A 25,686-nucleotide genomic window follows, 5' to 3' on the forward strand; every position below is an offset into this window, starting at 1 on the left:
GCGGAGGTTACCGTGCTGGCGTCGTCCAGATCACCGTGCTTGTGCATACATATACTTGACTTGACACTGTCATGCAGCGTTGAATGTCACCTGAGAGAGGCAGTGGCCACCCAGGAAGGCTGGCCCGATGCCTGAACCCATCAACGAGGAGGCTCACATGGCCATCGAGTACACCCCCGGACCACTGCTCGACGCAGTTCGCCAGTTCCCCACCGCCCTGTGGAACGACTCCGCGGACCCCGACGAGCTGCGCCAGTCGATTGCCTTTGGCGGCGTCGGCGCCACCTGCAACCCGAGCATCGCCTACACCTGCATCAAGCAGAAGGCGGACCGGTGGATCCCCCGCATCAAGGAACTCGCCGAAGAGATGCCCGACGTCACCGAGTCCGAGATCGGCTGGCAGGTCGTGCGCGAGATGTCGGTCGAGGCGGCCCAGCTGCTCGAGCCGATCTTCGAGGAGCACAAGGGACGCAACGGACGGCTGTCCATCCAGACCGACCCGCGGCTGGCCCGCAGCGCCGACGCCCTGGTGCAGCAGGCCGTGGAGTTCTCGCAGCTGGCCCCCAACATCGTGGTCAAGGCCCCTGCCACCAGCGTTGGCGTCAAGGCCATCGAAGAGGCCACGTACCGCGGTGTCTCGATGAACGTCACGGTCTCGTTCTCGGTGCCGCAGGTCGTCGCCACCGGCGAGGCCATCGAGCGTGGCCTGAAGCGCCGCGAGGCCGAGGGCATGGACGTCTCGACCATGGGCCCAGTGGTGACCCTGATGGCCGGGCGCCTGGATGACTGGCTCAAGATCGTCGCCGAGCGAGACCAGTTGTTCCTGGACCCCGGGCACCTCGAGTGGGCCGGCATTGCTGCGATCAAGCGGGCGTACCAGGAGTTCCAGAGCCGCGGCCTGCGGGCGCGCATCCTCAACGCCGCGTTCCGCAATGTGCTGCAGTGGTCGGAGCTGCAGGGCGGCGACCTCGTCGTCTCGCCGCCGTTCAAGTGGCAGCAGCGCATCAACGCGTCGGACTACAAGCCAGTCAGCAAGATCGACGAGCCGGTCGACCCGAAGATCATGAACACGCTGCTGCAGATCCCTGAGTTCGTCAGGGCCTACGAGCCGGACGGCATGACGCCTGAAGAGTTCGACACGTTCGGTGCCACTCGCCGCACCCTGCGCGGGTTCCTGGAGGCCGACAACGACCTGGATGCGCTGGTGCGTGACGTGATCATGCCGGCCCCCTGAGTCGGGGCGTGCTTGGCGCCTGCCGAGAACAGCCCCCGCACACCGACAGCATGCAGAAATACAGCCTCCGGGCTGTATTTCTGCATGCTGTCTCTGTCTGCGGAGGGGTGGGGTCCGGCTCGGCCAGGTGTCCAGAACCCGGCCGGCTTCTGCCGAGAACCCCTGCCAAGCCGTCACATCACCCGGTCCCGCCGGAAAACGGACACGGTCGGCACGCACCGCCGCGCATCCCACCAGCCCCACGCATGGCAAAGGGGGAGGGCCCGCAGCCCTCCCCCTCGCGTCATGCCCCGGCGTCATGATCCAGCTGGCAGCCGATCACTCCTCGCGCATGAACGACATCGTCGCGCTGTAGGTTCCCCGCTCTGACGGCCACCGCGAGGTGATCGCCTTGAGCCGCGTGTTGAACAGCACGCCCTCGGGGCCATGGATGTGCAGGTCGCCGAGCAGCGAGTCCTTCCACCCACCGAAGGAGTAGTAGGCCACCGGCGTCGGGATCGGCACGTTGACGCCAACCATGCCCGCCTCGACGTCGAGGGTGAAGCGCCGGGCCACTCCCCCGTCATTGGTGAAGATCGCCGAGCCGTTGCCGAACGGCGAATCGTTCACGATCTTGATGGCGTCGGCATACGTGTCGGCATGCACGATGGTCAGCACCGGGCCGAAGATTTCCTGGTGGTAGGCCGGGGCGTCCAGGGGGACATCATCCAGGATCGTCGGGCCGACCCAGAATCCGTCCTCGTGGCCATCGACCTCGAGGCCGCGGCCGTCCAGCACCACGCGCGCCCCGCGCTGCTCAGCGTCGTCGATGAGCCCCACAATGCGCTGCTGCGCCTTCTTGCTGATGACCGGGCCCATCTGCACACCCTCGTCCAGCCCGTTGCCCACCTTGATCTTCTCACCACTCTGCTTGACCAGCTCGGCGAGCTTCTCACCGCAGCCACCGACCGCCACGACGACCGGCAGCGCCATGCAGCGCTCGCCGGCGGCACCGAAGGCCGCAGCTGCGATGTGCTGGGCCGCGAACTCCAGGTCGCTGTCGGGCATGACGATGGCGTGGTTGTTCGCCCCGCCCAGCGCCTGCACCCGCTTGCCCGACGTCGTGCCCCGTTCCTGCACGATGCGCGCGACCGGCGTCGATCCGACGAACGAGACCGCGTCGATGCCGGGGTGGTCAAGAATGGACGAGACCACTTCACGGTCACCCGCGACCACATTGAAGACGCCATCAGGCAGGCCGGCTTCCTTGTACAGGCGCGCGATGATCATCGACGCCGTCGGGGTCGGGCTGGCGGGCTTGAGGATGAAGGCGTTGCCGGTGGCGATCGCGATCGGGTGCATCCACATCGGCACCATCACCGGGAAGTTGAACGGGCAGACACCGGCCACGACGCCAACTGCTTGGCGCACGGTGTGGATGTCGACGCCGCTGGAGATGTCGTAGGAGTACTCGCCCTTCATGGCCGCGTTGATGCCGCAGGCGAAGTCGAGGGTCTCACGGCCCCGCTGGATCTCGCCGATGGCGTCGTTGTAGTCCTTGCCGTGCTCGGCGACGATGCTGCGGGCCAGTTCGTCCTGGTTGGCGAGCACCAGTTCACGCATCTTGAACATGATGGCGGTGCGCTTGGCCAGCGACACCTTGGCCCACTTCTTCTGGGCCGCGCGGGCCACGGCCACTGCGTGGTCGAGGTCCTGGTCGCTGGCGGCCAGCAGTTCGGCCTCGACCTGGCCGGTGGCCGGGTTCTCGACCGGGATGCGATGAGTGGGCGAGCCCTCGTAGGGAGCGCCGTTGATCCAGTGCGGGATCGTGATGGTCATGCTGCAGTTCCTTCCACAGGTGCGGTCAACACCTCGACGAGCGCCTTCGACCGCCTCGGATCGCCACGGACATGGCGAGCATTTGTACTAACAATAACTGGTCTTGGCGTGTTCTTCAAGGCTCAACGACCACACTCCGGGCAACGTTGGCCGAGCAAACCCTGCGACCAGCGCACCCTGAGCGAGAGCTGATCTCTGAGTATTTGTCCTGACACACACACACGTTTCTGAGGCAGCATGTATGGTTGAGTGTTACCGACGAACCCGTCACCAGCACCCGAGGAGTTGACCATGAGCGAGCTCTATACGCCCGACATCACGCTCGATCGCGATTCGTTGACCCCTCTGTACGAGCAGATCGCCAAGCCGATCGAGGCCGCGATCCTGTCGGGCGAGCTGCCCGCGGGGGCCATGATCGAGGACGAGGTGTCGATGGCCCAGCGCCTGGACGTCGCCCGCCCCACCGCCCGCCGCGCCCTGCAGGAGCTGACGACCAAAGGCCTGCTCACCCGCCGACGCGGTGTCGGCACGCGAGTGACGCCACCACATGTGCACCGCCAGCTGCAGCTCTCGTCCCTGAACGAAGACCTCAGCAAGGCCGGCTTCAACCCCACCACCAAGGTGCTGACGTACGTGGTGCGCGAGGCAGACGCGGACGAGGCCGCCGAGCTCGGCGTCAACAAGGGTGACGGCATCCTCGCCGTCAGCCGGCTGCGCTACGCCGATGAGCACCCGCTCGCCCTGCTCACCAACCTGATCCCCATCGACCTGGCCCCCAGCTGGACCGACCTCGGCCAGCACGGCCTGTACCACTGCCTGCAGGCCAAGGGGGTCGAACTGGCGGCCGCAGAGCAGGAGATCGGCGCGCGCATGGCCACCGATGAAGAGGCCGAGCTGCTCGACGAGGAGCCCCAGGCCCCCCTGCTGACGATGCACCGAGTCGCACGCACCGCTGAGGGCAGGGTCATTGAGATCGGGCGCCACCTGTACCGGCCGAGCCTGTACTCGTTCAAGTTCTCGCTGTTCACGCCCTAGTCGTCCGAGGACTCAGGACTGAGGCTCACGACCCCAGCGGCACCACCTTGCCGAACCGGATGATCACCGGCATGCGTGCCACGCGCTCGAGCTCGGCCTGCAGTGCCGCATCAGGGGTGTAGTTGTCAGTCGCCATGATGATGCCACGCCCGTGCTGGTCGGGGTTCATCCACTCCGGCATCGGCGGCTTGCCGCGCTCGAACAGCCCGGCGTCTGTGATGCGCTTCATCGCCGCCAGCATCTCGACCTTGGTGTAGGCGGCGTCCGCATGGATCACGATGGTCTGCCCATAGGGTTTGCCGGCCACCCAGTCGCGGAAGGCCGAACCCGGGTCACCCTTGAACCACACGGCGACAACCTGCCCCTGCCACTCCGTTCCGGCGTGGGCTCCGGTGGCGGTCGCGCGCCGGTCCAGCTGCGCATTGAACTCGTTGGGTGGGTCACTGAAGCTGACCTGGGGCGAGCTGGACGACGTGGGCACCGGTGACGTGGGCTGGGACGACGATGGTGCCGACGACGATGGTGCCGACGACGATGGTGCCGACGACGTCACAGCGCTGCTGGCACTGCTCGCACTCGGCGTGCCGGCCGCATCCGTCCCCGACGCCGCGCAGGCACCCAGCAGGAGTACCGCGGCGACGGACAGGGCGCGCCAGTTCGAGATCGCAGGAATGGATCGATTCATGCCGTTTCAACCTCCAGACCCAGAGTATTCTGCACCACACTGATTGGCACATACAGTATCTCTCGATAGCACCACGCCGAGGACGCATCTGGATTCTTTGGGCCACACGTGGTGGTGAACTCCCCAGCTAGAAGCAGCCCGCGGGCCTGGCTGCCGCCCGACACCCCGGCAACCACGGGTCCCCCACTATCCCCCTCAGCGCCCAACCATGCTGGGCCCTCAGGATTCGGCGCTGTTCTGGCCCTAATGAAGTACGTATTCTGGAGCCCGGGGATTTGATCAGCGTCATCGACGATTTTTCCCGTCCTCACCCCCGAGGTTGCACCTGACTGATGGATCGTATCACCCGTGGTATTAGTGCCCCAGCTCTTGACGGTCGATTTCAAAGTACTGCCACCAAACGAACCCCAGTAGATTTCTGGACGAGTGGCCGGAGAAGCAGAAGGGTCTAGCCGAATGACGTCAATGTTCGGAGAAGCCGCCACATTCGCCGCAGGGGCAATCATTGCTGTGTGGTCGCCGACATAAACACCCCAATACGACGGTGAAGGCGCGCCGTCCAGGCAGTGATAGGCGCTCAACAGGAATCCGGTTCCATCAGTTGCCTTCATCGCGAAACCGCTAGTACACCTCCCCCAGCCGCGGGTTCCGCCCTTGTACACCGCGACTCTGGAGCCACCCGACCAGGGCGAGGTATCAACTTGTCGGGTGCCAAGTGGCGCAGGAGGTGTCGCATTGAATCGATGCTTCACTAGCGAGTTGGGCAAGTCAAGGAAATCTGGCAGTCGAGCCAGGGAATCCGCAGAGGGGCCTGCCCCTTCGAAGGCAATCGTTACAAACCCGTCAGTCGAGATCGACGTCCCCACCACACCCAATTCCCGACAGAGTCCGGTGTTCGCTATAAGCCTATTCGTGCGCAGAAGCAGATCCGATCGTGAATATGCTCGACCTTCGAAGAGTTGGATCTTCAAGTCGGCCTTCGCAGCCGCGATATCATTCTTAAGGTCACTGGGAGCAAACCCCTTCCAGTAGACACTCAATGAACCATCGGCCTCAAACTCGCGGCCAGCATACTTCCCCGAGCCGAATGCGTGCTCGTCGATCTTGTCGATAAGACGCGCGGCACCAGTCTGCGCGACACCTTCGACTCGCCGACCAAATTGCGCGGTAAGTACGGATCGCGGCACTTCACCCCTGGACCATTCAGGCGGGAGGGGATCATCAGGATCTCCATACGCAGGAACTCCGAGGCACACAAGCAACACCAGGTTCAAACAAATCGCAATTGGAAAAGGTCTCACGTGACCCCCTTCGGTAGTAGTCCACCCCGGCGAGCACCTATGCTTGCCGAAGCCGCGCACAACCATGCAGGTCTCGCGGGTACCCAATACGCTCATTATGATCTACTGACCGTCGCCGGACTCCCCTACGGCAAGCAACGTTGCGAGATCGTGACCTGCCGTGGGTATTCTGACTGCAATTCCCGCTCCCACAAGGGCATACCCACTGATCGTTGCCCAGCAGGGGCGACGTCGTTACCTCGCAAGCCGGTATTTCTATCCGTCAAGAGTCCGCCCCGATTCACTTCTTCGCCAGCGCCTCCTCGACCGCCGGGTCATGCGCCCCCAACACCGGGTCTCGGCCCATGGTGAAATCACGCGCCATCTTCATCGTCGCGCCCCATTCGCGCACCACGCCAAAGCGCCACGTGCCCGAAGCCGTACCCACTGACGTGTCGCCCAGCCCCTGCACCTCGATGCCCGCCTGCTGGCAGGTCGCCACGGTGCGGGTCAGGTGGTAGCTCTGCGTGACGACGATGGCGTGGTCGACGCCGAACACCTTCTTGGCGCGCACGCAGGTGCTGTAGGTGTCGTCACCATGCTCGTCCAGCACGATGCGCTCGGACGGGATGCCGCGGGTCTCAACCAGGTAGCGACGCATGGCCTTCGGCTCGTCGTAGTTGGACGCTGTCGCCCCCGAGAGCAGCAGCACCCGGGTCTTGCCGGCCTCGTACAGGTCCGCGGCCAGGCTCAGCCGCGCTGTGAGGTAGCGCCCGGGGCGTCCGTTCTGGTCGAGTCCGGCGCCGAAAACGATGGTGACGTCCGAGCTGGGCGTCGCGGCCACGGACGAATGCACCTGCCCGCGGCTCAGCCACCACGCCAGCACATTCGGGCCGACGACCGCCAGCGCAACGACGCCGACGAGCCCGAGGATCACCGTCCGCACCAGTCGCTTCGCCATGCGCACCAGTATGGCGGGCGCCCCCAAGGGACGCCCGCCACACCTGCTCAACGACTCAGCTGCGGTTCTCGCGGTAGTAGCGCACCAGGTTCTGGGTCGAGCTGTCCTGGTTCGCGAGCACGGCGTCGTCGCCCTGCACCGCCGGGGCGATCTCGAGCGCGAGCTTCTTGCCCAGCTCGACGCCCCACTGGTCGAACGAGTCGATGCCCCAGACAATGCCCTGCACGAACGTGATGTGCTCGTACAGTGCGATCAGCTGGCCCACCACCGACGGCGTCAGGGCCGGGGCCATGATCGAGGTGGTCGGCTTGTTGCCGGCGAAGACACGGGCCGGCACGATCGCCTCGGCCGTACCCTCTGCGCGCACCTCGTCCGCGGTCTTGCCGAATGCCAGCGCGGCCGTCTGGGCGAAGAAGTTCGACAGGAACAGCTCGTGCACGTCGGTCTCGCCGTCCTTGAGCGCGTGCGCCGGGGTGGCGACCGCGATGAAGTCGGCGGGGATGAGGCGCGTGCCCTGGTGGATGAGCTGGTAGAACGCGTGCTGCCCATTGGTGCCGGGCTCGCCCCAGAAGACCTCGCCGGTGCCAGTGGTGACCGGCGTACCGTCCCAGCGCACGGACTTGCCGTTGGACTCCATGGTGAGCTGCTGCAGGTAGGCCGCGAACCGGTGCAGGTACTGGGCATAGGGCAGCACGGCGTGGCTGTGGGCGTCGTGGAAGTTCGTGTACCAGACGTTGAGCAGGCCCATCATGAGTGGCAGGTTCTGCGCGGGCTCGGCCGTGCGGAAGTGCTCGTCCATCGCGTGGAAGCCGGCCAGCAGGTCGGCGAAGTTGTCGGGACCGATCGCGATCGCGACCGCGGTGCCCACGGCCGAGTCGACCGAGTAGCGGCCGCCGACCCAGTCCCAGAAGCCGAATGCATTCTGCGGGTCGATGCCGAACGCGGCGACCTTGTCGAGGGCGGTCGAGACGGCGACGAAGTGGGCGGCGACGGCCTCGGAGTTCTTGGCCTCGGAGCCGTCGACCGCGCCATTGGACTTGAGCGTGTCGAGCAGCCAGGTGCGCGCCATGCGGGCGTTGGTGAGCGTCTCGAGCGTGGTGAAGGTCTTCGACGCGACGATGAACAGCGTGGTCTCGGGGTCGAGGTCGGCGACCTTCTCGGCCAGGTCGTTGGGGTCAATGTTGCTGACGAAGCGGGCCTGCAGGGCATCGGACTTGTAGGGCAGCAGCGCCTCGTAGACCATCACGGGGCCGAGGTCAGAGCCGCCGATGCCGATGTTGACCACGTGGGTGATGCGCCTGCCGGTGACGCCGGTCCATTCGCCGTCGCGCACCTTGTTCGCGAAGGCATAGACCTTGTCGAGGATGGCGTGCACGTCGGCGACGACATCCTGCCCGTCGACGACCAACTGGGCGTCGCGGGGCAGGCGCAGCGCGGTGTGCAGCACCGAACGGTTCTCGGTGACGTTGATCTTTTCGCCGGTGAACATGGCCTCGCGGCGCCCGGGCAGGCCGACCTCGTCGGCGAGCTTGACGAGCGCGGCGCGCACCTCGTCGGTGAGCCAGTTCTTGGACAGGTCGGCATACAGGTCGCCCGCGACGATGGTGAAGCGGCCGGCCCGCTCGGGGTCGTCCGCGAACCAGGTGCGCAGGTCGGGCTTGAGGTTCTGGGCCAGCGTGGTCAGCTCTGACCAGGCCGCCGTGGACGTTGCATCAACCGGGGTCGTCATGGCGCCCAGCCTAGTGACTCGGGCCGCCACCGCTGCCGTTTGCCTGCAATACCAAACCTGCCCTCGAAATCGAGGGCAGGTTCTGGTACGGCGGGTGACTGCGAGCTGGTGTCAGGCCACCGTCACGTGCACGTGGTCGTAGTGGTTGGCCGTCGTCGAGCCGCGGTCCGACATCGACCGCCAGCCCTCGCCGGCGCGCTGGGTCGTCCAGATCTTCTGGGCATAGATGACCTCGGTCACGCCGAGCGCAGAGGCGTTGGCGCGCACCCAGTTGGCGACTTCCCAGCCAGCGGCGCCCGAGATCATGGCGTCGACGGCGCGCCCGGCTCCGTGCATGTCGGCCGAGGCGCGGTAGCCGCCGAAGCTCGACACAGCCGGGAAGTTGTTGCAGATGGCGCGGGCGACCCTGACACCGTTGGCGGTCAGGCCGCTCTCGATGCCGGAGACCTTGGCGCAGGCCGAGGTGTCGATGCCGCCGCTCGAGGTGCCACCCGAACCGCCGCTGCCCGAGGTCGACGTCGAGGACGAGGACGAGCTGGTGGTCTTCGTGGCGGGCTTGGTCCTGGTCAGGTACTGGGTGCTGACGTAGGCAGCCTTGCCGTTGTAACGCACCTGGGTGAACCCGTTCAGCGTCTTTGCGGTGATGCTCAGTTGCGAGCCCTCGGCGAGGCTGGCGACGACGTCGGACGAGGTGCTGGCCTGGGCGCGCACATTCACGCCACTCGTGGTGTAGCGGGTGCCGATGACCTCACCCAGCGCGGCGGTGACCGGTTTGGCCTGGGTGGTGACCTTGGCGGTGGCCTTGGTGGTGGCCGCGGCGGTGGTCTTGGCGGCGGCGGTGGTCTTCGGTGCGGTCGTGGTCGGCTTCGCCGAGGTCGCCGGCGCCGAGCTGGTCACGGGTGCACTCGACGTGCTCAGCGACGGGCGGCTGGCGTCACGGTTGGTGGTGTTGGCATCACGGGTGATGCTGGGCGCAGCAGCGGCAGCCGCCGGAGCGGCTTCGAGCGGGACATCTGCAGGTCGGGTCGCGGCAAAGGCGGTGCCGGCGATGCTCAGGGCCAGCAGCGGCGCTGCGACGATCGCGAGCCGGGAGCGACGACGGGTGAAGAACGGCGTCGCCTGCTCGGCGTCGGCCCGCTCTTGGACCTGCGCTGCGTCGACGACACCGCGCGATGGGGCGCGGTACTCGTGCGCGTCGTCCTGGGTCTCGGCGGCAAATCGGCGTCCGGACTGGGTCATGGGGATACTGCCTCACAGCTAGGGTCTGCGGTCTGGGACCGCGGTTCTCTGAGAGAAGCTTAGGTTTTTTCTCAGGAAAACCCAAACGCTGTCTGAGAATTTTTTGGAAACTGCGTGTTGCTACTGGGGTGACGCTAGCGCATCCGCCCGCCTAGACTCATCCCGATCGCCGATCTGACGAGCATCTGCGACCCAAACCCCTCTGAGAGGAGCGCGCATGTCACCGCAAGACCCGCCGCGCACCCACCTGCGCAGCCTGAGCCGGGTCTTCATCGTGCTCTCAGTGAGTCTGGTGGTCGCGCTGGCTTCGCTCAGCTTCACCTCACCCACCGCCGCCGCTGCGGGCAGTCGTCTGGCGCTCTCGGCGTCCGTGCAGACCAGTGCGGTCGCCGTGCGGGGCCAGTTGCTGCAGCACAACGGCAAGCCGGCCGGCGGTCGGCAAGTGACGATCGTCGGCCTGGGCGCCACCCGCGTCGTGCGCACCAGCGGCTCGGGCACGTTCTCGGCGTCGCTGCCGATCCCGGCACGCCAGCCGGCGGGCACGATCACGGTGCAGGCGCAGTTCGCCGGCGACAAGCAGTTGGATGCCTCGGTCGCCCGCGCCACCGTGCTCTACCAGCCGCGGACGACGGCCACCCAACAGCCGACACAACAGCCACCGAAGCCGCCGGCCACGCAGCAACCACCGAAACCGCCTGCCACGGGTCAGCCGGTGACCGTCGGCCCCACCGCCCCCGCCACCACCGGGGCCGCCGCGGTGCTGACGGCCACCACCATGACCCCGAAGGTCTGGCCCGGCGACCTGGTCACCGTGAGCGGGTCGCTGACCACTGCCGCCGGGCAGCCCGTGGTGAATGCAGCCATCCGGGTGGCCCCGCGGGGACAGTCGGCCGACACGTTCGACCACACCACTGCGGCCGGCACGTATTCGACGATGGCGCAGGTACCCATGGACGCCGCCGTCGGCCCGCTGGTCTTCGACGTCGTCTTCGCGGGCGGCAGCGGGCTGGCCACGGCCAAGGTCGCCTTCAGCGTCGACGTGCAGGCCACCCCGACACCGTCACCCAGCGCGAGCGCCAGCCAGTCGGCTGGCGTCGACCGGCCGACCGTCGACCAGAGCGAGGTGGGCGTGGCCGGGGGCGCAGAGTCGCCGTCCAGCAGCACCACGGTGCAGGCGACGGCCAACCGCCCGGGACCATGGCTTCCCGACACCAGGTCGACCCTGCTGCTGGTGGGCGGGGTCACCGGGGTCCTTCTGCTTGGCGGGTTGGTCGTGCTCGTGACCTGGCGCAGCCGTCAGCGCGCGCCGCAGGCATCAGGTGTGACGGGCGATTTCGCCGACCATGCCGAGAGCGTGGACGACGTGGCCATGGTGGACACCGCGCCCCGGGCACGCCGGGGGCTCTGAACAGGCCGGGGCCAGGAACGCCCGGCGATACGGCAGGCGCTCAGCCCTGTGCGTCGACGTCCTTGTCGGGCGCTGCCGGCACCACATCCCGGTAGGTACGGCACCGGTCGCGCAGGTGGCTCAGGTTGCCACCGTTGAAGGCATCACCGGTCAACGGCGAGTCGGCCACACAGGCCACCGCCCCGTGCTCGAACCAGCGGCCCATCGACCAGCCGCCCAGGTTGCCGCGGGCGATCAGCCCCACCCCGGGCAGCAGCCGCGCCAGGGCCTCGGGGTAGTTGCTGCCCAGCAGGTCGGCCGGCAGCACCTGCACTGCCGCCGCCCCCGACTGCCAGGCGGCCCGCAATTCGTTGGGCGTGAGTGCGGCCGGTACGGCCACCACGCCCCGCACGGCGGCCCGCTCGACCACGGCGTGGTCGTCCCCGCCTGCCAGCAGGAATTCAGGGGCGTGTGCCAGTGCCTGTTCGGTGTCGTCGAGCGTGAGCACGTCGTGCACCCCGAACCATGCCCGTTCGATGAACATTTCACGCAGTTCGGCCAGCAGCGCGATGTCGGCCAGGGGCAACGAGAAGACGGTCATGCCCTCTTGCACCATGACCTCGAGCACCGGCACCACGGTCGCGAGCCAGTCGGCGTCGTTCTGCTCGGGGTCGAAGCGACGGTCGACAAGGACGATCATGCGCGAGGCGGTGATGCACTCCGGCAGGGGCAGACGGGTCATGGCGCCCATCCTTCCATGCGCGCAGGCATGCCGGAATCTGGTCACCCGATAGGTTGGCCCCGATGAGACTTGATGCCGAGGCCCTGCGCGGGTCCGCCCCCGAAGCCGTGTTCGAGCAGGTCGTCGACGCGGCCGGCGCCGACGGCCTGGGCTTGTACCCGCACCAGGAAGAGGCGATCCTCGCCACGCTCACCGGCGCGAACACGATCATCACCACCCCCACCGGCTCGGGCAAGTCGCTCATCGCCATCGGCGCACACGCCGCGGCGCTGGCCCAGGGTGGCCGCACTTGGTACACCGCCCCCATCAAAGCCCTTGTCAGCGAGAAGTTCTTTGCCCTGTGCGACGTCTTCGGCGCGGCCAACGTCGGCATGGTCACGGGCGACTCGTCGGTGAACTCCGAGGCACCGATCATCTGCTGCACCGCCGAAATCGTCGCCAACATGGCGCTGCGTCAGGGGCCTGACGCACCGATCGACCAGGTCGTCATGGACGAGTTCCACTTCATCGGTGACCCCGACCGGGGCTGGGCGTGGCAGGTGGGGTTGACTGAACTGCCGCGTGCCCAGTTCGTGATCATGTCGGCGACCCTCGGCGACGTCACGGGGCTGGCGAAGAAGCTGGCCGAACTCACCGGCCGTGAGTCGGTGGTGGTGGGCGGGGCCCAGCGCCCGGTGCCGCTCGCCTACCGCTGGGCCATGACGCCGATCAACGAGACCGTCGATGAACTCATCGAGGCCGACCAGGCGCCGGTCTACATCGTGCATGCCACCCAGTCGCTGGCTTTCCAGCGGGCGCAGGCGCTGATGTCGACACCGCTGGTCGACAAGGACGGGCGTGCCCGCATTGTCGTGGCCCTCGGCGGGTTCCGGTTCGGCAAGGGGTTCGGGACGACCCTGTCGACGATGGTGCGGGCCGGGATCGGGGTGCACCACGCCGGCATGCTGCCGCGCTACCGCCGCGTGGTCGAGACCCTTGCCCAGCAGGGGTTGCTGCGGGCCATCTGCGGCACCGACACCCTCGGCGTCGGCATCAACGTGCCGATCCGCACGGTGCTGTTCAACGCGCTGACCAAGTTCGACGGGCACCGGTTGCGGGTGCTGCGCAGCCGTGAGTTCCACCAGATTGCCGGGCGCGCGGGCCGGGCAGGGTTCGATTCCATCGGCTATGTGGTGGCGCAGGCGCCCGAGCATGTGATCGAGAACGAGCGGGCGCTGGCCAAAATCGGTGACGACCCCAAGAAGCTGCGCAAGTTCCAGCGCAAGAAGGCCCCCGAGGGCTTCGTGAACTGGTCCGAGGACACCTTCTCGAAGCTGCAGGACTCGGTGCCCGAGACGCTGCACGCGCGCATGCGCATCACCCATGCGACGCTGCTCAACCTGCTCGAACGCGACCAGGACACCGTCGAGGCAGTGGTGCACCTGGTCGAGCATTCCACCGACGACCAGGCCGTGCGGCGGCGCCTGTACCGCCGCGCGTTGGCCCTGGGCCGGTCGCTGCTCTCGTCCGGGACTGTCATTCGCCTGACTGAACCCACGCCCGGCGGTCGCCGATTCGCCCTGTCGCCCGACCTGCAGGCCGATTTCGCGCTGAACCAGCCGCTGTCGGCGTTCGCGACCGAGGTGCTCGAGGTGCTCGACCCCGAGTCGCCCACGCATGTGCTCGACATCGTCAGTGTCATCGAGGCGACCCTCGAAGACCCGCGGCCCGTGCTGTTCGCCCAGCAGCACCGCGAGCGAGGCAATGCCGTGGCCGAGATGAAGGCCGACGGCATGGACTACGAGGAACGCATGCAGGCCCTCGAGGACGTGTCGTGGCCGCGTCCATTGGCCGAACTGCTCGAGCACACGTTCTCGCTGTTCCAGCCCCGCCACCCCTGGATCGCCGAGGCGGCGCTGTCGCCCAAGTCAATCGTGCGCGACATGTACGAGCGGGCCATGACGTTCGGTGAATACGTGGCGTGGCTGAAGCTCGAACGCGTCGAGGGGCTGCTGCTGCGCTACCTGTCGGATGCGTTCCGGGCACTGCGCCAGACGGTGCCCGAGTCGGTGCGCACGCCGGAATTCGAGGTGTTGCTGGACTGGTTGGGCGATGTCGTGCGCATGACCGACTCGTCATTGCTGGACGAGTGGGAGGCCCTCACGCAGTGGGACGGCACCACCGATCGTCCGGTGGTGACCCCGACCGAGCACACGCTCACCAGCAATGAGCGCACGTTCACCGTCATGGTGAAGAACGCGATGTGGCAGCGGGTGTCGCTGGCGGCGGCCGACAATGTCGACGCCCTCGAGGCGCTCGAACCGGGCAACAAGGCATTCACGGGCGATGACTGGGACGAGGCGCTGGGCGAGTACTGGGACGAGCACGACGAGATGCTGCTCGATGCCGATGCCCGGTCGGCGTCGCGGCTGCTGATCGACCGGACGAACCCCCGGGTGTGGGTGGTGCGGCAGATCATCAGTGACCCCGAGGGCAACCACGACTGGCAGGTCCATGCGGTGGTCGACCTGGATGCCAGTGACGAGGCCGAGGCGCTGGTGATGCGGACGAAGGCGTTCGGGCGGCTGGACTGAGTGCGCCCTCCCAGCTCCCCACGTATCCCAGCTCCCCACGTATCCCAGCTCCCCACGTAGCTGGCGTTGTTCGACATGGCTGGCGCTCTAGAGACCAGCTACGTCGATGACCGCCAGCTACGTGGGTTTGAGGCCCACAGCGAACGCCAGTTGACCTTGACGCGGCGTCAACCTCTAGCGTGATCCACGATCCCCAAGGAGGAACCATGACCATCGACACCACCAAGATCATCACCGCCCTGAACAGCGATGACCTGGTCGACCGGTTCCATGCCGCGTCCACGATCGGCATGTACCGCGTCACCGACGCCGCCGACGCCCTGGTCGGGCGGCTCGGGGTTGAGACCGACTGCCAGGTGCGCGAGCGCATCACCTGGGCGACCGTGCAGGTGATCGACCAGGCCCTGCCGGGTGTCATCGAGTCGCTGACCAGCGAGGACGATGCCACCCGCACCCAGGCCGCGCACGTGCTGAGCAAGGCGGGCCGCCCCGAGTTCGCCGACGCCCTGGTCGCCATCGTCAACGACCCGAACCCGCGGGTCGCCATCAAGGGCTACCGCGCGGCGGCGTCGACGGGCAACACGGCGATGATCCCCGTGCTCGTGGCCCGTCTGGGGCAGGGCGACAAGCTGCAGCTCGACCTGCTCACCAACGCCCTGCTCGTCTTCGGTGACGACGCCGTGCCGGCGCTGACCGAGGCCCTCGCGAGCGAGGACGCCGCCGTGCGTGCCCACGCCGCCGAGGTGCTCGGGTTCATGGGCGATGCGGCCGACCCGGCGCTGGACGCGCTGGCCGCCGCGTCGTCCGACGCCGACCAGACCGTGCGCATCGTGGCCACGACTGCGCTGGGCCAGCTCAGCGAAGTTGCGGACGAGGCACTCGCCAAGGCCGCGCAGAGCGCCGATGCCCACGTGGCCCACGCCGCCACCCGGCTGCAGCAGCGCCGCAGGGCGGCCCAGGAGGCCTGAGACACCTGCCAGCCTGACAAGACCCGGGCTTCAGCCGCCCAACCTGGCCGCGACCGCCGCCACCCGTGAATCGTGGTGGCGGCGGGCCGCGGCCACTGCCTCGCTGGCCGCGTCGTCGTCGATGCCCGCCAGCGCCAGCACCGCCGCCAGCCGCACCCCGGCCGAATCGTCGTCCAACAACCCCACCAGCGGCGCCACTGCACCGGCAACCCCGGCGTCACCCAGCGCCTCGGCAGCCCGTTCACGCACCTGTTCAGAGTCATCAGCGCTCGCCGCCACCAGCATCGCCACCGCCGGCTCGCCGAACCCCGACACCGCCTCGACGACCTTGCCCGCGACCACCTCGTCGGGGTCGCCCAGTGCCCCCACCAGGCCGCGCAGAGCCCGCTCGTCACCCGCGATCCGTCCCAACGCGAAGGCCGCCTTGGCCCGCACCGCCGCCACCTCGTCGTCGAGCAGCGCCACCAACCCGGGGACGGCCGCAGGGTCTGCCAGCTTCGAGGCCACATGCGCCATCTGCAGGCGCACGGCCGGGTCGGGGTCGCCCAGCAGGGCCACCACCGCCTCGACGGCCGCCGCACCGTGGTGGGCCACCGCCCATGTTGCGCCCTCACGCACCGCGGGCGCCGGGTCGGACTTCAACAACTCAATGAGCTCGGCCAGCGGCACCGCTTCGCGGGCCTCGAGCGTCGCCGCGAACCGCACCGCGGCATCGGGGTGCCGCAGCCGCTCAGTCAGGGCGATCACGTCGAGCACCTGCTGCCAACCGACGTCGGCCGCGCCCCGCAGCACCAGCAGCCGATCGAGCAGTTCGGCCTCGGCCGCCAATCGCGCCCGCACCACCGCGATGTGCCGCTCGAGGGCGGCCGGGGCGTCGAACCCTGCTGTGTCGTCGAGGGCCGCGCGCACCTCGTCCAAGGACAAGCCCAACGACTTCAGGTGCTGGATCTGCAACAACCGTTGCACGTCATCGGGCCCATACAGCCGGTAGTCACCGGCCGAGCGGCCACTCGGCTGCAACAAACCGAGGTGGTCGTAGTGGCGCAGCGTGCGGGTGGTCAGCCCCGTGCGCCGGGCCAGCTCACCGATCTGCAGCCAGTCGTCGTCCTCGGCCACGGGTCACCCGCGACTCAGGCCCAGGTGGCCGGGTCGGCAGACGGAATGGTCTTGGTGCGGGCCAGCTTCGAGTACCACTTCGCCGAGTCCTTGGGGGTGCGCAGCTGGGTCTCGTAGTCGACATGGGTGATGCCGAACCGGCGTTCATAGCCCCAGGACCACTCGAAGTTGTCGAGCAGCGACCACGCGAAATAGCTCGTGACATTGGCGCCCTGCTCGATGGCCCGGTGCACGGCGCTCAGGTGGTTGATGAAGTAGTCGACGCGGCCGGGGTCGTGCACCTGGCCGTCGCGGTCGACGACGTCTGCCTGCGACGCCCCGTTCTCGGTGACGCTCAGCGCCATGCCCGGCACGAGTTTCGACAGCGACACCAGCATCTCGGTCAGGCCGGTGTCATCGATCACCCAGTCCATGGTCGTGAACTCAGCATTCCCGGGGAATGCGTACCGGTTGCCCTCGAGACCGGGAGTCATCGAACGCACGTCGGCATCACCAGGCTGCCGCTCACCGGTGCCGACCCACTGCGGGGTGTACCAGTTGAGCCCGAACACGTCGATCGGCTGGCGGATGGCCTCGAGGTCGCCGTCCAGCACGAACGACCAGTCGGTGACATGGCTGGTGACGTCGAAGGCCAGCTGCGGGTATTCACCGAGCAGCTGCGGGCCGGTCCAGACCTCGTTGTGCATGGCGCGGGTGCGGGCGACCGCCATCACGTCGGCCTCTGAGTCGGGGTCGATCGGACGAAGCGTCTCGAGGTTGTTGGTGATCGAGAACAGCGCGTCGGGCTTGCTCACGGCCGCGCGCAGCGCCTGCAGGCCCAGGCCGTGGGCCAGGTTCAGGTGGTGCACCGCACGCAGCGACGCCTCTTGGTCGACCCGGCCCGGCGCGTGCACGCCGTAGGCATAACCCAGGTAGGCGGAGCACCACGGTTCGTTGAGGGTCGTCCACTGGTGCACCCGGTCGCCCAGTGCCGCGCCGACCAGTTCGGCATAGTTGGCGAACGCGTTGGCGGTGCCGCGCGCCGGCCAGCCGCCGTCGTCCTCAAGGGTCTGGGGCAGGTCCCAGTGATAGAGCGTGGCGACGGGTTTGATGCCGCGCTCGAGCAGCCCGTCGACCAGCCGGGAATAGAAGTCGAGGCCGGCCTGGTTGACCGCGCCGGTGCCGCCGGGGACGATGCGGGGCCACGCGATGCTGAACCGGTAGGCATCCACGCCATAGTCGGCCATCAGGTCCAGGTCGGACTGCCAGCGGTGGTAGTGGTCGCAGGCGACATCACCGGTCTCGCCGCGGGCCACCTTGCCGGGGGTGTGGCTGAAGGTGTCCCAGATGCTGGGGCCGCGACCGTCCTCGTGCACCGCGCCCTCGATCTGGTAGCTCGCGGTGGCGGTGCCGAACACGAACCCCTCGGGGAATTCCGCGCCGACGAGCGGCTGGCGTGCTGGCAGTGGCGCAACGGGCATCGGGGGCCTCTTTCGGTTCAGCGGTCATTCGGTTCAGCGGTCCAGCTGGGTCGTTGACCAGCCTAGTAGGGGCCACCGACAAGAACCGGGGCGAGGCGATCGATTCGACTCGATTGTCAGAGCACCCGAGTAGGGTGAAAGCACCCCCAGGGAGAGGACAGCAATGAAGCTGCACAGCGAAGGCATCGCCCCCAACGCCAGCATCGACATCCGCTTCGCCGAGAGCGGCATCGGTGGCCAGAACCTCGTGCCCGACCTGTCATGGTCCGAGGCACCCGAGGGCACCCAGTCGTATGCCATCACCGTCTATGACCCAGACGCGCCCACCGGTTCGGGCTGGTGGCACTGGGTGGCGATCGACCTGCCCGCCACGGTGACCCAGTTGGACGAGGGCGCCGCGCTGCCGGCGGCGGCACGTGAATGGGTCAACGACTACGGCTATGTGGGTTATGGCGGCCCGTACCCGCCGCCGGGACCCGCCCACCACTATGTGTTCACGGTCTATGCGCTGCCGGCTGCCCAGCTCGACGTGCCCGACACCGCGACGAGCGCGCAGGTGCGGTTCACCCTGCTGGCCACCGCACTCGATTCGGCATCGTTCACCGCCACGTTCGCCAACCCGAACAGCTGACGGGTTTGGGCTGCCTGATTCGGGCCGCCCGCACAGACCGGGTTGAATGGGTCGCGTGAGGTTGTCCACGAAGTTCACCCGCATCATCTCTGCCCTGCTTGTCGGCGCGCTCACCCTGACCGGGCTGGTCGCCACCGCCCCGGCCGCGCATGCCCAGGGGTGGTCGTCCGAGCCGGTGAAATCGACCCAGGCGGGTGGCCAGGAGTGCGCCGACTTCTTGTTCGTGGGCGTGCGTGGGTCGGGCGAGCCGGACGGGTTCGGGGACACCGTCAAGGGCGTGCGCAACGGGCTGGTCGAGCGCTGGAACCGCACCGGCACCGTGCGCCAGGTCTGGCTGGACTACCCCGCCGTGGCCCCGCAAACGCTGGGCAAGGTGAACTTCGAGGACCTGCTGTTCAAGAAGCCGATGCCCTCGACGGAATACTTCGACTCGGCCGACGTCGGCGCCACGCGGCTCGCGGCCGTGGTCAATGACTCGTTGCGCCGCTGCGCCGGTGAGCGGCTGGTGATGGCAGGGTTCAGCCAGGGCGCCCAGGTGATCACCCGGGCGATGGCGTTGACCCACCCGGGTGACCGGCTGGTCGCGGCGATCCTGCTGGGCAACCCGAACCACTACCCCGGCCAGAATGTCCGCGAACTGTCCGGGTCGGCGACCGCCGAGGCGATCGGGCTGGGCAGCTACCTGTACCTGATGCGGCAGTTGGGTGCCACGTCCGCGAACCGCCAGGTCGCGGTCGAGTCGATGCTGCAGGCCACCGTCGACATGTACGAGGGCAAGGTCAGCATGGACGACGTGCGCAAGGCCATGGCGAGCTCCGGCAACGAGATCCCGCCCGAGAGCTATGCCTCGACCTATTCGGTCTGCCAGGCCGGTGACATGGTCTGTGACGCCGCCCAGCCGATGGCCGAGATGCTGGTGGGCTCAACCACGATGACCGCCGAGATCGACCGCACCCGGCCGATCCATCTGGGCTATTCGGGTGCGGCGATCGCGCCGACACTCGATGCGGTCGGCGAGGCCATTGCTGCGGTCGACCTGTCGCAGACGCCGACGCCCGTGCCCGTGACGGTGGCGCCGGTGGCCCAGACGCCGTCGGTGCTGAGGCGTCCGACGTGGGTGCTGGCGGCCTCGATCGCGGTGGGCACGTTGGTGGTGGGGTTCGTCCTCGGGTTGGTGCGGGGTCGTTCGATCGGACGCGCCAGCGCGATGCAGGCGTACCGTCGCAAGTTGGGCGAGCGGCAGGTTCAGGGGCCGGGCGAAGATGGGTGATGGGCTCGATTCGCATCCTGCGGCGGGGGTCTGCTAATCTCTTCTGGCTGGAGAAATCCGGCAACGCGCGAGTGGCGGAATGGCAGACGCGCTGGCTTCAGGTGCCAGTGTCCCTTGGGACGTGGAGGTTCAACTCCTCTCTCGCGCACAATGAACCCCGGTTCGACAAGGTGAAATACCTTGTCTGGCCGGGTTTTGTGCGTCCACCCAGCCCAATCGGGCACAGCGGTGCTGAACCGTTCGACTACGAACGGTTCGGCACCGCTGTGACTGGATTGGGCCTTGAACCCGGGCTGGGACCCTGGCCCCGCACCCCCAAAGCTGCAGTCCTGGCACCGACGCCACTTGTGCAAGTTCCGGGCCTCACCCCCGGATGAGTTCAGGACACCGACCCCGAACCAACCGCCCGCCGCGCCCCCTCAAAGTTGCACTTCTGCCACCCACGCCACCAGTGCACCTCCTGGCGTCCAAACAGGCTGCACTTCTGGCACCCCTGCCACTTGTGCAACTTCCCGACCGCCGAACGCCGCCACCGGCCCCGTCCACACCCCTCAGCCCTCACAGCGGTGCCGAACCGTTGGTAGTCGAACGGTTCGGCACCGCTGCGACGAACCCTTCCACGCGCACCCATACAGTAGGTCCATGGTCACCGAACGGACCGAGAACCCGACGCCGCCCCCGCTGCTGAATGCCATGCTGGGGCTGGTCTCGGCGCCCAGGCTGAACATCCGGCAGAACTACCCGCGACTGCGGTTGCTCCAACGTCTCGTCGCCGGGCCGACCGGCCGATTCCAGGCCCTCGACCGGTCCATCGTCGCCGATGACGGCCACGAGATCCCCGTGCGGGTGTTCCTGCCCAAGCAGCAGACCCACGACGACGTGATCCTGTTCTTTCACGGCGGCGGCTGGGTGATCGGCAACATCGACACCTACACCGCCTCGTGCGCCGCCCTCGCCGATGCCACCGGACGCGTGCTGCTGTCAGTCGACTACCGGCTCGCGCCCGAGCACCCGTTCCCCGCCGGGTTTGACGACTGCCTGCGCGTCACCCAGGTGTTGCTGCATGAACCCGACGTCCTCGATCTGGACGACGCCGGCGCCATCACGCTGATGGGTGATTCGGCGGGAGGCAACCTCGTGGCGGTCGTCTGCCAGCAGCTCAGGTCGTCCGGTGGCCCAATGCCCAGTCGGCAGGTGCTGCTCTACCCGGCCACCTGGTACGACCACGACCCCGCCACCACACCCTTCGACTCGGTGCGGCTCTATGGCACCGGATACCCACTCAAGGCGCAGGACATCATGGACTACATGGCGCTCTACGTGCCCGACGCCGCAGCCAGGCGCGACCCGAGGGTGGCTCCCCTGCTGGCCGACGACCTCACCGGTCAGCCACCGGCGCTGGTCGTCACCGCCGAACTCGACGTGCTGCGCGACGAGGGCGAGGCCTATGCCGACAAGCTGCGCGAGGCCGGCAACAGCGTGCGCCTGGAGCGCCAGCCCAGCACCTGGCACGGTTACCTGTCGCTGCCGCGCTTCGCCGGGCCCGTCGTACGCCTGCACGACATGATCACCGAGTTCCTCGACCAGCCGCTGCCATGAACGAGCGCCGGGCCTGGGTGCGCCTCGACAACGCCTCGAACATCTTCCTCGCGTCAATGAGCAGCGTCGACACCAAGGTGTTCCGGTTGAGCGCGCAGCTCGACCACGACATCGACCCCGAGCTGTTGCAGCAGGCCCTCGACGTCGTCTTCGACCAGTACGTGCTGTACCACTCGGTGCTGCGGCGCGGCGTGTTCTGGTACTACCTCGAAGAGAGCGACCTGCGCCCGCAGGTGATGCCCGAGACGCTGCCCCCGTGTGCCCACCTGTACCGCTTCGACCGCCGCGACCTGCTGTTCCGGGTGCTGTACCACGGCCCCCGCCTCAGCCTCGAGGTGCTGCATGTGCTCACCGACGGCACCGGCGCCAGCTGGGTGCTGCAAGACCTGGTGGCCGAATACCTGCGACTCAAGTTCCCGGACGAGGCACGCCGCGCGGCCGAACCACCCGGGGTCAAGCAGGGGTTGGTGCCCGACAGCTTCACCCAGTTCCACCCCCGGCTGCCGCAGCAGTTCGCCGAGGCGGCCCAGGCGGCCCCGCTCGGGGCCTCGGACCAGGTCGAGGATGCCACCGGCGGTGGTCGTCCACCGGGACTGGCCCGCGAACTGTTCGGGTCACGAAAGCGCCGCGTGCACCGGGTGCGCGGCACCCTGACCCCCGACCACCGCAACCGGGTCGTCGAACTGGCGATGCCGGTCAGCCAGGTGCTGCCGATCGCCCGCGAACACGGCGTCTCACTGACGGTCTTGCTGACCGCGCTGTTCCTGCACGCGGTGCGCGAGGTCGACGGCGATTCCGCGAAGGGGCACACGATGGCGATCTCTGTGCCGGTCGACCTGCGCCAGCGGTTCGCCTCTGAGTCGGGGCGCAACTTCTTCGCCACCACGCGGCTCGAGTTCAACGAGGACGAGGCAGACTTCGCCCAGATGTGCACCGCACTCGCCGGTCAGCTGAAGCTGCAGACGACACCGGCCGCCCTGGAATCCAAGCTGCGCAAGTTCATCGGCTTTGAGCACCTGTGGGTCGCCCGGGTGCTGCCGCGCCCGGTGAAGGATGTCATTCTCGGGGTCGCGAACTGGCTCAACAGCCGACAACTGACGGTGGCCATGACCAACGTCGGCCGGCTCGACTTTGCCGAGGACATCAACCAGCACGTCCAGGCCGTGTTCATCGCCGTCTCGACCCCGCACCCACAGTTCAGCATGATCAGCCATGGCGACGTGCTGACGGTCAGCTTCACCTCGGCGTTCGTCGAGACAGCACATCAGGCGGCGTTCGTGCGGGGGCTGACGGGGCGCGGTGTCGACGTGCGGGTGGCTGCGAGCAAGGTGAACGAGGACGAGCTGGCAGCGTCGGGCGCTTCGAGCGGTGGCCGGCCATGACGCGCTGCCCAGCCTGTGGCGCCGAGGTGGTCGGCGCGTGGCCGCAATGCCCGCTGTGCCGGGTGGCCCTGGACGGGGCCGGGCACGACGAGGGCAGTGGCTCGTCCGCGGCGCAGCCCTGGCCGGACGTGGCAGTGCGCTACAACTGGCGCACCATCGCGCGGATTGTCGGCGGCGCGTCGCTGGTGGTGATCGCGGGCACGCTCGGGGCGATGGTGTTCATTCCGGAGCCCTGGGTGCGGCTGATGGTGCTCGGTTTCGCGGCGTTGTGGCTGGTGGCGCTGATCGCGGTGCGCAAAGGCCACCACGTCGCCAAGACGATCGTGTACCTGGTGGTGGTCTTCGCGGGGTTGTGCGTCTATGCCGACTTCTTGAGTGGCTGGCGGGCGTGGTCGACGACGTTCGTGATCCCGATACTGTGCGGCGCCTCGATCATCGCGCTGCTGGTCGCGGTGCGGATCGCCCGCATGCGGCCGGGTGACTACCTGGTCTATTCGTGGCTGACGCTGCTGTTCAGCATCGTGCCGGCGCTGTTCCTGGCGTTCGGCTGGGTGACGGTGACGCTGCCGTCGTGGATCTCGGTGGCGATGGGGTTCTTGATGCTGGTGTGGATGCAGGTGTTCCACGGGGCCGAGGTGCAGCACGAGGTGCGCAAGCGGCTGCATGTGTGAGGAATACGCAATTGGACGAGGCCCATGGTGCCCCCAGTCCGAAGTAGTTCGAGACCCGGCCGCGTCATAGCACGCAAAACGGCGACCCCGCGTGGGGTCGCCGTTTCAACTCTGTGGATCTCGGATCAGGGAACGACGCAGTCAGCCTGCGGTGCCTGGTATCCGGGGTTGGTGCAGGCGGGGAACCCAGCGGACTGGAGGGTGGGTGTGCCGCAGATCCGCCACGTGAGCGTGACCGGCGCGTGGTTGTCCGGGTCCGGCCCCGGGTAGTTGTGGCCCCATTCGATGCTGGCCGTCGCGGTGAAGGTGAGGTTGCCGCTGTCACTGCCGTTCGCGAACAGGCCGACATCAACCGTGCCGCCGGGGGGAATGGGCGTCCCGAACGCGGGGGTTGCGCCGATCACATTGAAGGTCAACCCAGTCGTCGTGGTGGTGATCGTCGCGCTGTACAGGTAGATCGTCTTGTCGGACGTGTTCGTCACCCGGAAGGTGAACAGGTATGCCTTCTGGGCATCCGTGAACGTGGGCGTACCGGGGCAGCTGTTGCCCGGCCACTTGTAGGCCTTGCCTCCCTTGATGGTCGGGGGCGTGCCCGACACTGCGTACGCGGGCACGGCACTGGCAACGGCCACAGCGGGCACCGACCAGGCGATTCCAGTCGCAACGGTGCGACGCGATACTACCTTCTCTGACATGTGTCCCCCACAGCACTTGGGTCGGGAGCCGACCGGGATGGCCCTCTCCCGAGAAACAATAAGCGAGTTTCATAACGTTGTCGAGTCATCTCAAGCGCATCTGCAGCTTGTGTGGGCGATCACTCGGCAGGGTTCGCCACGCTCGCCCGCACCTCGGAAATCTGCTCCGCCACCGACTCCACCAACTCCACGACCTCAGCCTCCCCGTTGGCCGGTCCGCCGGCGAGCATCCCATCTGCACCAAGCAGCACCGCACTCGGCATCCAGGGCATCTGAAAGGTTCTGGCCAGCACACCAGGCTGGTCGAAAATCGCGGTGGGCACGAGCGGGGCCAGTGTCTGACCAGGGTCGCCCAGCTCGTCCGGGTTCGACTTGCCCCCGAAGACGGGGCGCACCTGCACGAACGGTTCGAGCACGCCGACCCATTCGGGCAGCTGCTCGGTGATGCGCAGGCATGATGCGCAGGTGGTGCTGAGGAAGATCAACAGCTGCGCCCGTTGCGCGGCCAGCGCCCGCAGGTGCACCGGGTGTCCCTCGGCATCGAGCGCCTCGGCGAAGGGGATGGGGGTGCGCAGGTAGTCCAGCGGTTCACCATCACCGGTGTCCGCACCCTGCACCTGCGCTGCTGCAGTACGCAGCTGCCGCCCGTCCCCGATGACCAGCACGACGAGCGCCACGACACAGATGGCGACCAGCAACCATCCCCACGAATCCGCCCCTGCCTGCCACCAGCGGACGACCACCGCGCGGCCATCGGTGACGGCCGTCACGAGGGCAGCCGCCGAAAAGGCCACGAGCAGCACATTCCGCCACGCGGTCCGCCGGTCGACCTCACCCAGGCCCAGCTCACCGAAGCACCCGCACTCGACCGGTTCGTCGAACCCCAGGGCGCGCACGATGACCACCAGATAGACGAGCATCAGCACGAGTGCAGCCACTGCGGCCGCCACCCCCCACCAGCCCGGCAACACCAGCAGCGCCACAGCCAATACCAACTCGCCCCACGGCAACATCGCGGGCGCAGCAGAGTTCGTCAGCCAGCGTGGCAGCCGCAGTGAGGTGAACGAATCGCGCGCGGGTTGCGGGCTGCGCAGCTTGGCGGCTGCGCTGAGGGCGAGCACCGCGGCGATGACCAGTGGCGCGGCGAGTCCGAAAGCTTCCAGCACAGCATCAGCATAGGGACCGGCACCGCACCCGCGACATCATGCCAG

General features: G+C 67.7%; 20 protein-coding genes and 1 tRNA gene. 11 read left to right on the forward strand and 10 right to left on the reverse strand.

Annotated features, from left to right (window positions below; genetic code table 11):
- The first annotated feature begins 157 nt into the window (after nt 1–157).
- Nucleotides 158–1,234: a transaldolase family protein gene (locus ACQCX5_RS09465; protein ID WP_434541904.1), complete on the forward strand. Its 1,077-nt coding sequence runs from the start codon at nt 158–160 to the stop codon at nt 1,232–1,234.
- Between the two features lie 318 nt (nt 1,235–1,552).
- Here ACQCX5_RS09465 and ACQCX5_RS09470 read toward each other — a convergent pair whose 3' ends face one another.
- Nucleotides 1,553–3,052, reverse strand: coding sequence for a CoA-acylating methylmalonate-semialdehyde dehydrogenase (locus ACQCX5_RS09470; RefSeq protein WP_434541779.1), 1,500 nt, complete (start codon nt 3,050–3,052; stop codon nt 1,553–1,555).
- A gap of 291 nt (nt 3,053–3,343) precedes the next feature.
- Between ACQCX5_RS09470 and ACQCX5_RS09475 the strand changes: the two genes are divergently transcribed.
- Nucleotides 3,344–4,087 (forward strand): GntR family transcriptional regulator, encoded by a 744-nt coding sequence (locus tag ACQCX5_RS09475; protein WP_434541780.1) that lies wholly within the window; start codon nt 3,344–3,346, stop codon nt 4,085–4,087.
- 25 nt (nt 4,088–4,112) lie between these two features.
- Here ACQCX5_RS09475 and ACQCX5_RS09480 read toward each other — a convergent pair whose 3' ends face one another.
- The 4 genes from ACQCX5_RS09480 to ACQCX5_RS09495 all read right to left on the reverse strand — a co-directional run bounded on the left by ACQCX5_RS09480 (nt 4,113) and on the right by ACQCX5_RS09495 (nt 9,981).
- Nucleotides 4,113–4,772 carry a hypothetical protein gene (locus tag ACQCX5_RS09480; protein WP_434541781.1) on the reverse strand — a complete coding sequence of 220 codons (660 nt, stop codon included), beginning with the start codon at nt 4,770–4,772 and terminating at the stop codon, nt 4,113–4,115.
- 1,581 nt (nt 4,773–6,353) lie between these two features.
- Nucleotides 6,354–7,013: a SanA/YdcF family protein gene (locus tag ACQCX5_RS09485; protein ID WP_434541782.1), complete on the reverse strand. Its 660-nt coding sequence runs from the start codon at nt 7,011–7,013 to the stop codon at nt 6,354–6,356.
- 55 nt (nt 7,014–7,068) lie between these two features.
- Complete coding sequence (gene pgi, locus ACQCX5_RS09490; protein ID WP_434541783.1) at nt 7,069–8,742, reverse strand: glucose-6-phosphate isomerase; 1,674 nt, start codon at nt 8,740–8,742, stop codon at nt 7,069–7,071.
- 111 nt (nt 8,743–8,853) lie between these two features.
- Nucleotides 8,854–9,981: an SH3 domain-containing protein gene (locus tag ACQCX5_RS09495; RefSeq protein WP_434541784.1), complete on the reverse strand. Its 1,128-nt coding sequence runs from the start codon at nt 9,979–9,981 to the stop codon at nt 8,854–8,856.
- 217 nt (nt 9,982–10,198) lie between these two features.
- Between ACQCX5_RS09495 and ACQCX5_RS09500 the strand changes: the two genes are divergently transcribed.
- On the forward strand, nt 10,199–11,389 hold the full coding sequence (locus ACQCX5_RS09500) for a hypothetical protein (protein WP_434541785.1): 1,191 nt from the start codon (nt 10,199–10,201) through the stop codon (nt 11,387–11,389).
- Between the two features lie 40 nt (nt 11,390–11,429).
- Here ACQCX5_RS09500 and ACQCX5_RS09505 read toward each other — a convergent pair whose 3' ends face one another.
- Nucleotides 11,430–12,110 (reverse strand): bifunctional 4-hydroxy-2-oxoglutarate aldolase/2-dehydro-3-deoxy-phosphogluconate aldolase, encoded by a 681-nt coding sequence (locus ACQCX5_RS09505; protein ID WP_434541786.1) that lies wholly within the window; start codon nt 12,108–12,110, stop codon nt 11,430–11,432.
- A 62-nt stretch (nt 12,111–12,172) separates the two neighbouring features.
- Between ACQCX5_RS09505 and ACQCX5_RS09510 the strand changes: the two genes are divergently transcribed.
- Together ACQCX5_RS09510 and ACQCX5_RS09515 are read left to right on the forward strand one after the other, a co-directional pair.
- Nucleotides 12,173–14,683, forward strand: coding sequence for a DEAD/DEAH box helicase (locus ACQCX5_RS09510; RefSeq protein ID WP_434541787.1), 2,511 nt, complete (start codon nt 12,173–12,175; stop codon nt 14,681–14,683).
- A 206-nt stretch (nt 14,684–14,889) separates the two neighbouring features.
- Nucleotides 14,890–15,651 (forward strand): HEAT repeat domain-containing protein, encoded by a 762-nt coding sequence (locus ACQCX5_RS09515; protein ID WP_434541788.1) that lies wholly within the window; start codon nt 14,890–14,892, stop codon nt 15,649–15,651.
- A gap of 30 nt (nt 15,652–15,681) precedes the next feature.
- On the opposite strand, the gene ACQCX5_RS09520 is transcribed toward ACQCX5_RS09515, so the two are convergent.
- A complete protein-coding gene (locus tag ACQCX5_RS09520; RefSeq protein ID WP_434541789.1) occupies nt 15,682–16,767 on the reverse strand; it encodes a HEAT repeat domain-containing protein in 1,086 nt (361 codons plus the stop codon).
- Between the two features lie 14 nt (nt 16,768–16,781).
- Entirely contained in the window at nt 16,782–18,227 is a 1,446-nt protein-coding gene (locus ACQCX5_RS09525) for a GH1 family beta-glucosidase (protein ID WP_434541790.1), read from the reverse strand.
- Nucleotides 18,228–18,390: 163 nt separating this feature from the next.
- Between ACQCX5_RS09525 and ACQCX5_RS09530 the strand changes: the two genes are divergently transcribed.
- The 6 genes from ACQCX5_RS09530 (at nt 18,391) to ACQCX5_RS09555 (ending at nt 23,780) form a co-directional block, all read left to right on the forward strand.
- Nucleotides 18,391–18,858, forward strand: a complete 468-nt coding sequence (locus tag ACQCX5_RS09530; protein WP_434541791.1) for a YbhB/YbcL family Raf kinase inhibitor-like protein — start codon at nt 18,391–18,393, stop codon at nt 18,856–18,858.
- 55 nt (nt 18,859–18,913) lie between these two features.
- A complete protein-coding gene (locus ACQCX5_RS09535) occupies nt 18,914–20,128 on the forward strand; it encodes a cutinase family protein (RefSeq protein WP_434541792.1) in 1,215 nt (404 codons plus the stop codon).
- Nucleotides 20,129–20,193: 65 nt separating this feature from the next.
- Nucleotides 20,194–20,276: transfer RNA gene (locus tag ACQCX5_RS09540), tRNA-Leu, on the forward strand.
- Between the two features lie 494 nt (nt 20,277–20,770).
- On the forward strand, nt 20,771–21,727 hold the full coding sequence (locus ACQCX5_RS09545; RefSeq protein ID WP_434541793.1) for an alpha/beta hydrolase: 957 nt from the start codon (nt 20,771–20,773) through the stop codon (nt 21,725–21,727).
- Entirely contained in the window at nt 21,724–23,109 is a 1,386-nt protein-coding gene (locus tag ACQCX5_RS09550; RefSeq protein WP_434541794.1) for an alcohol acetyltransferase, read from the forward strand. Before ACQCX5_RS09545 ends, ACQCX5_RS09550 begins: the two co-directional genes overlap by 4 nt.
- A complete protein-coding gene (locus tag ACQCX5_RS09555) occupies nt 23,106–23,780 on the forward strand; it encodes a DUF6320 domain-containing protein (protein WP_434541795.1) in 675 nt (224 codons plus the stop codon). Before ACQCX5_RS09550 ends, ACQCX5_RS09555 begins: the two co-directional genes overlap by 4 nt.
- A gap of 125 nt (nt 23,781–23,905) precedes the next feature.
- On the opposite strand, the gene ACQCX5_RS09560 is transcribed toward ACQCX5_RS09555, so the two are convergent.
- Nucleotides 23,906–24,475, reverse strand: coding sequence for a hypothetical protein (locus ACQCX5_RS09560; RefSeq protein ID WP_434541796.1), 570 nt, complete (start codon nt 24,473–24,475; stop codon nt 23,906–23,908).
- A 119-nt stretch (nt 24,476–24,594) separates the two neighbouring features.
- Nucleotides 24,595–25,641 carry a MauE/DoxX family redox-associated membrane protein gene (locus ACQCX5_RS09565; RefSeq protein ID WP_434541797.1) on the reverse strand — a complete coding sequence of 349 codons (1,047 nt, stop codon included), beginning with the start codon at nt 25,639–25,641 and terminating at the stop codon, nt 24,595–24,597.
- Between the last annotated feature and the right edge of the window lie 45 nt (nt 25,642–25,686).

Source organism: Aestuariimicrobium sp. G57 (assembly GCF_050110855.1).
Taxonomy (GTDB): domain Bacteria; phylum Actinomycetota; class Actinomycetes; order Propionibacteriales; family Propionibacteriaceae; genus Aestuariimicrobium.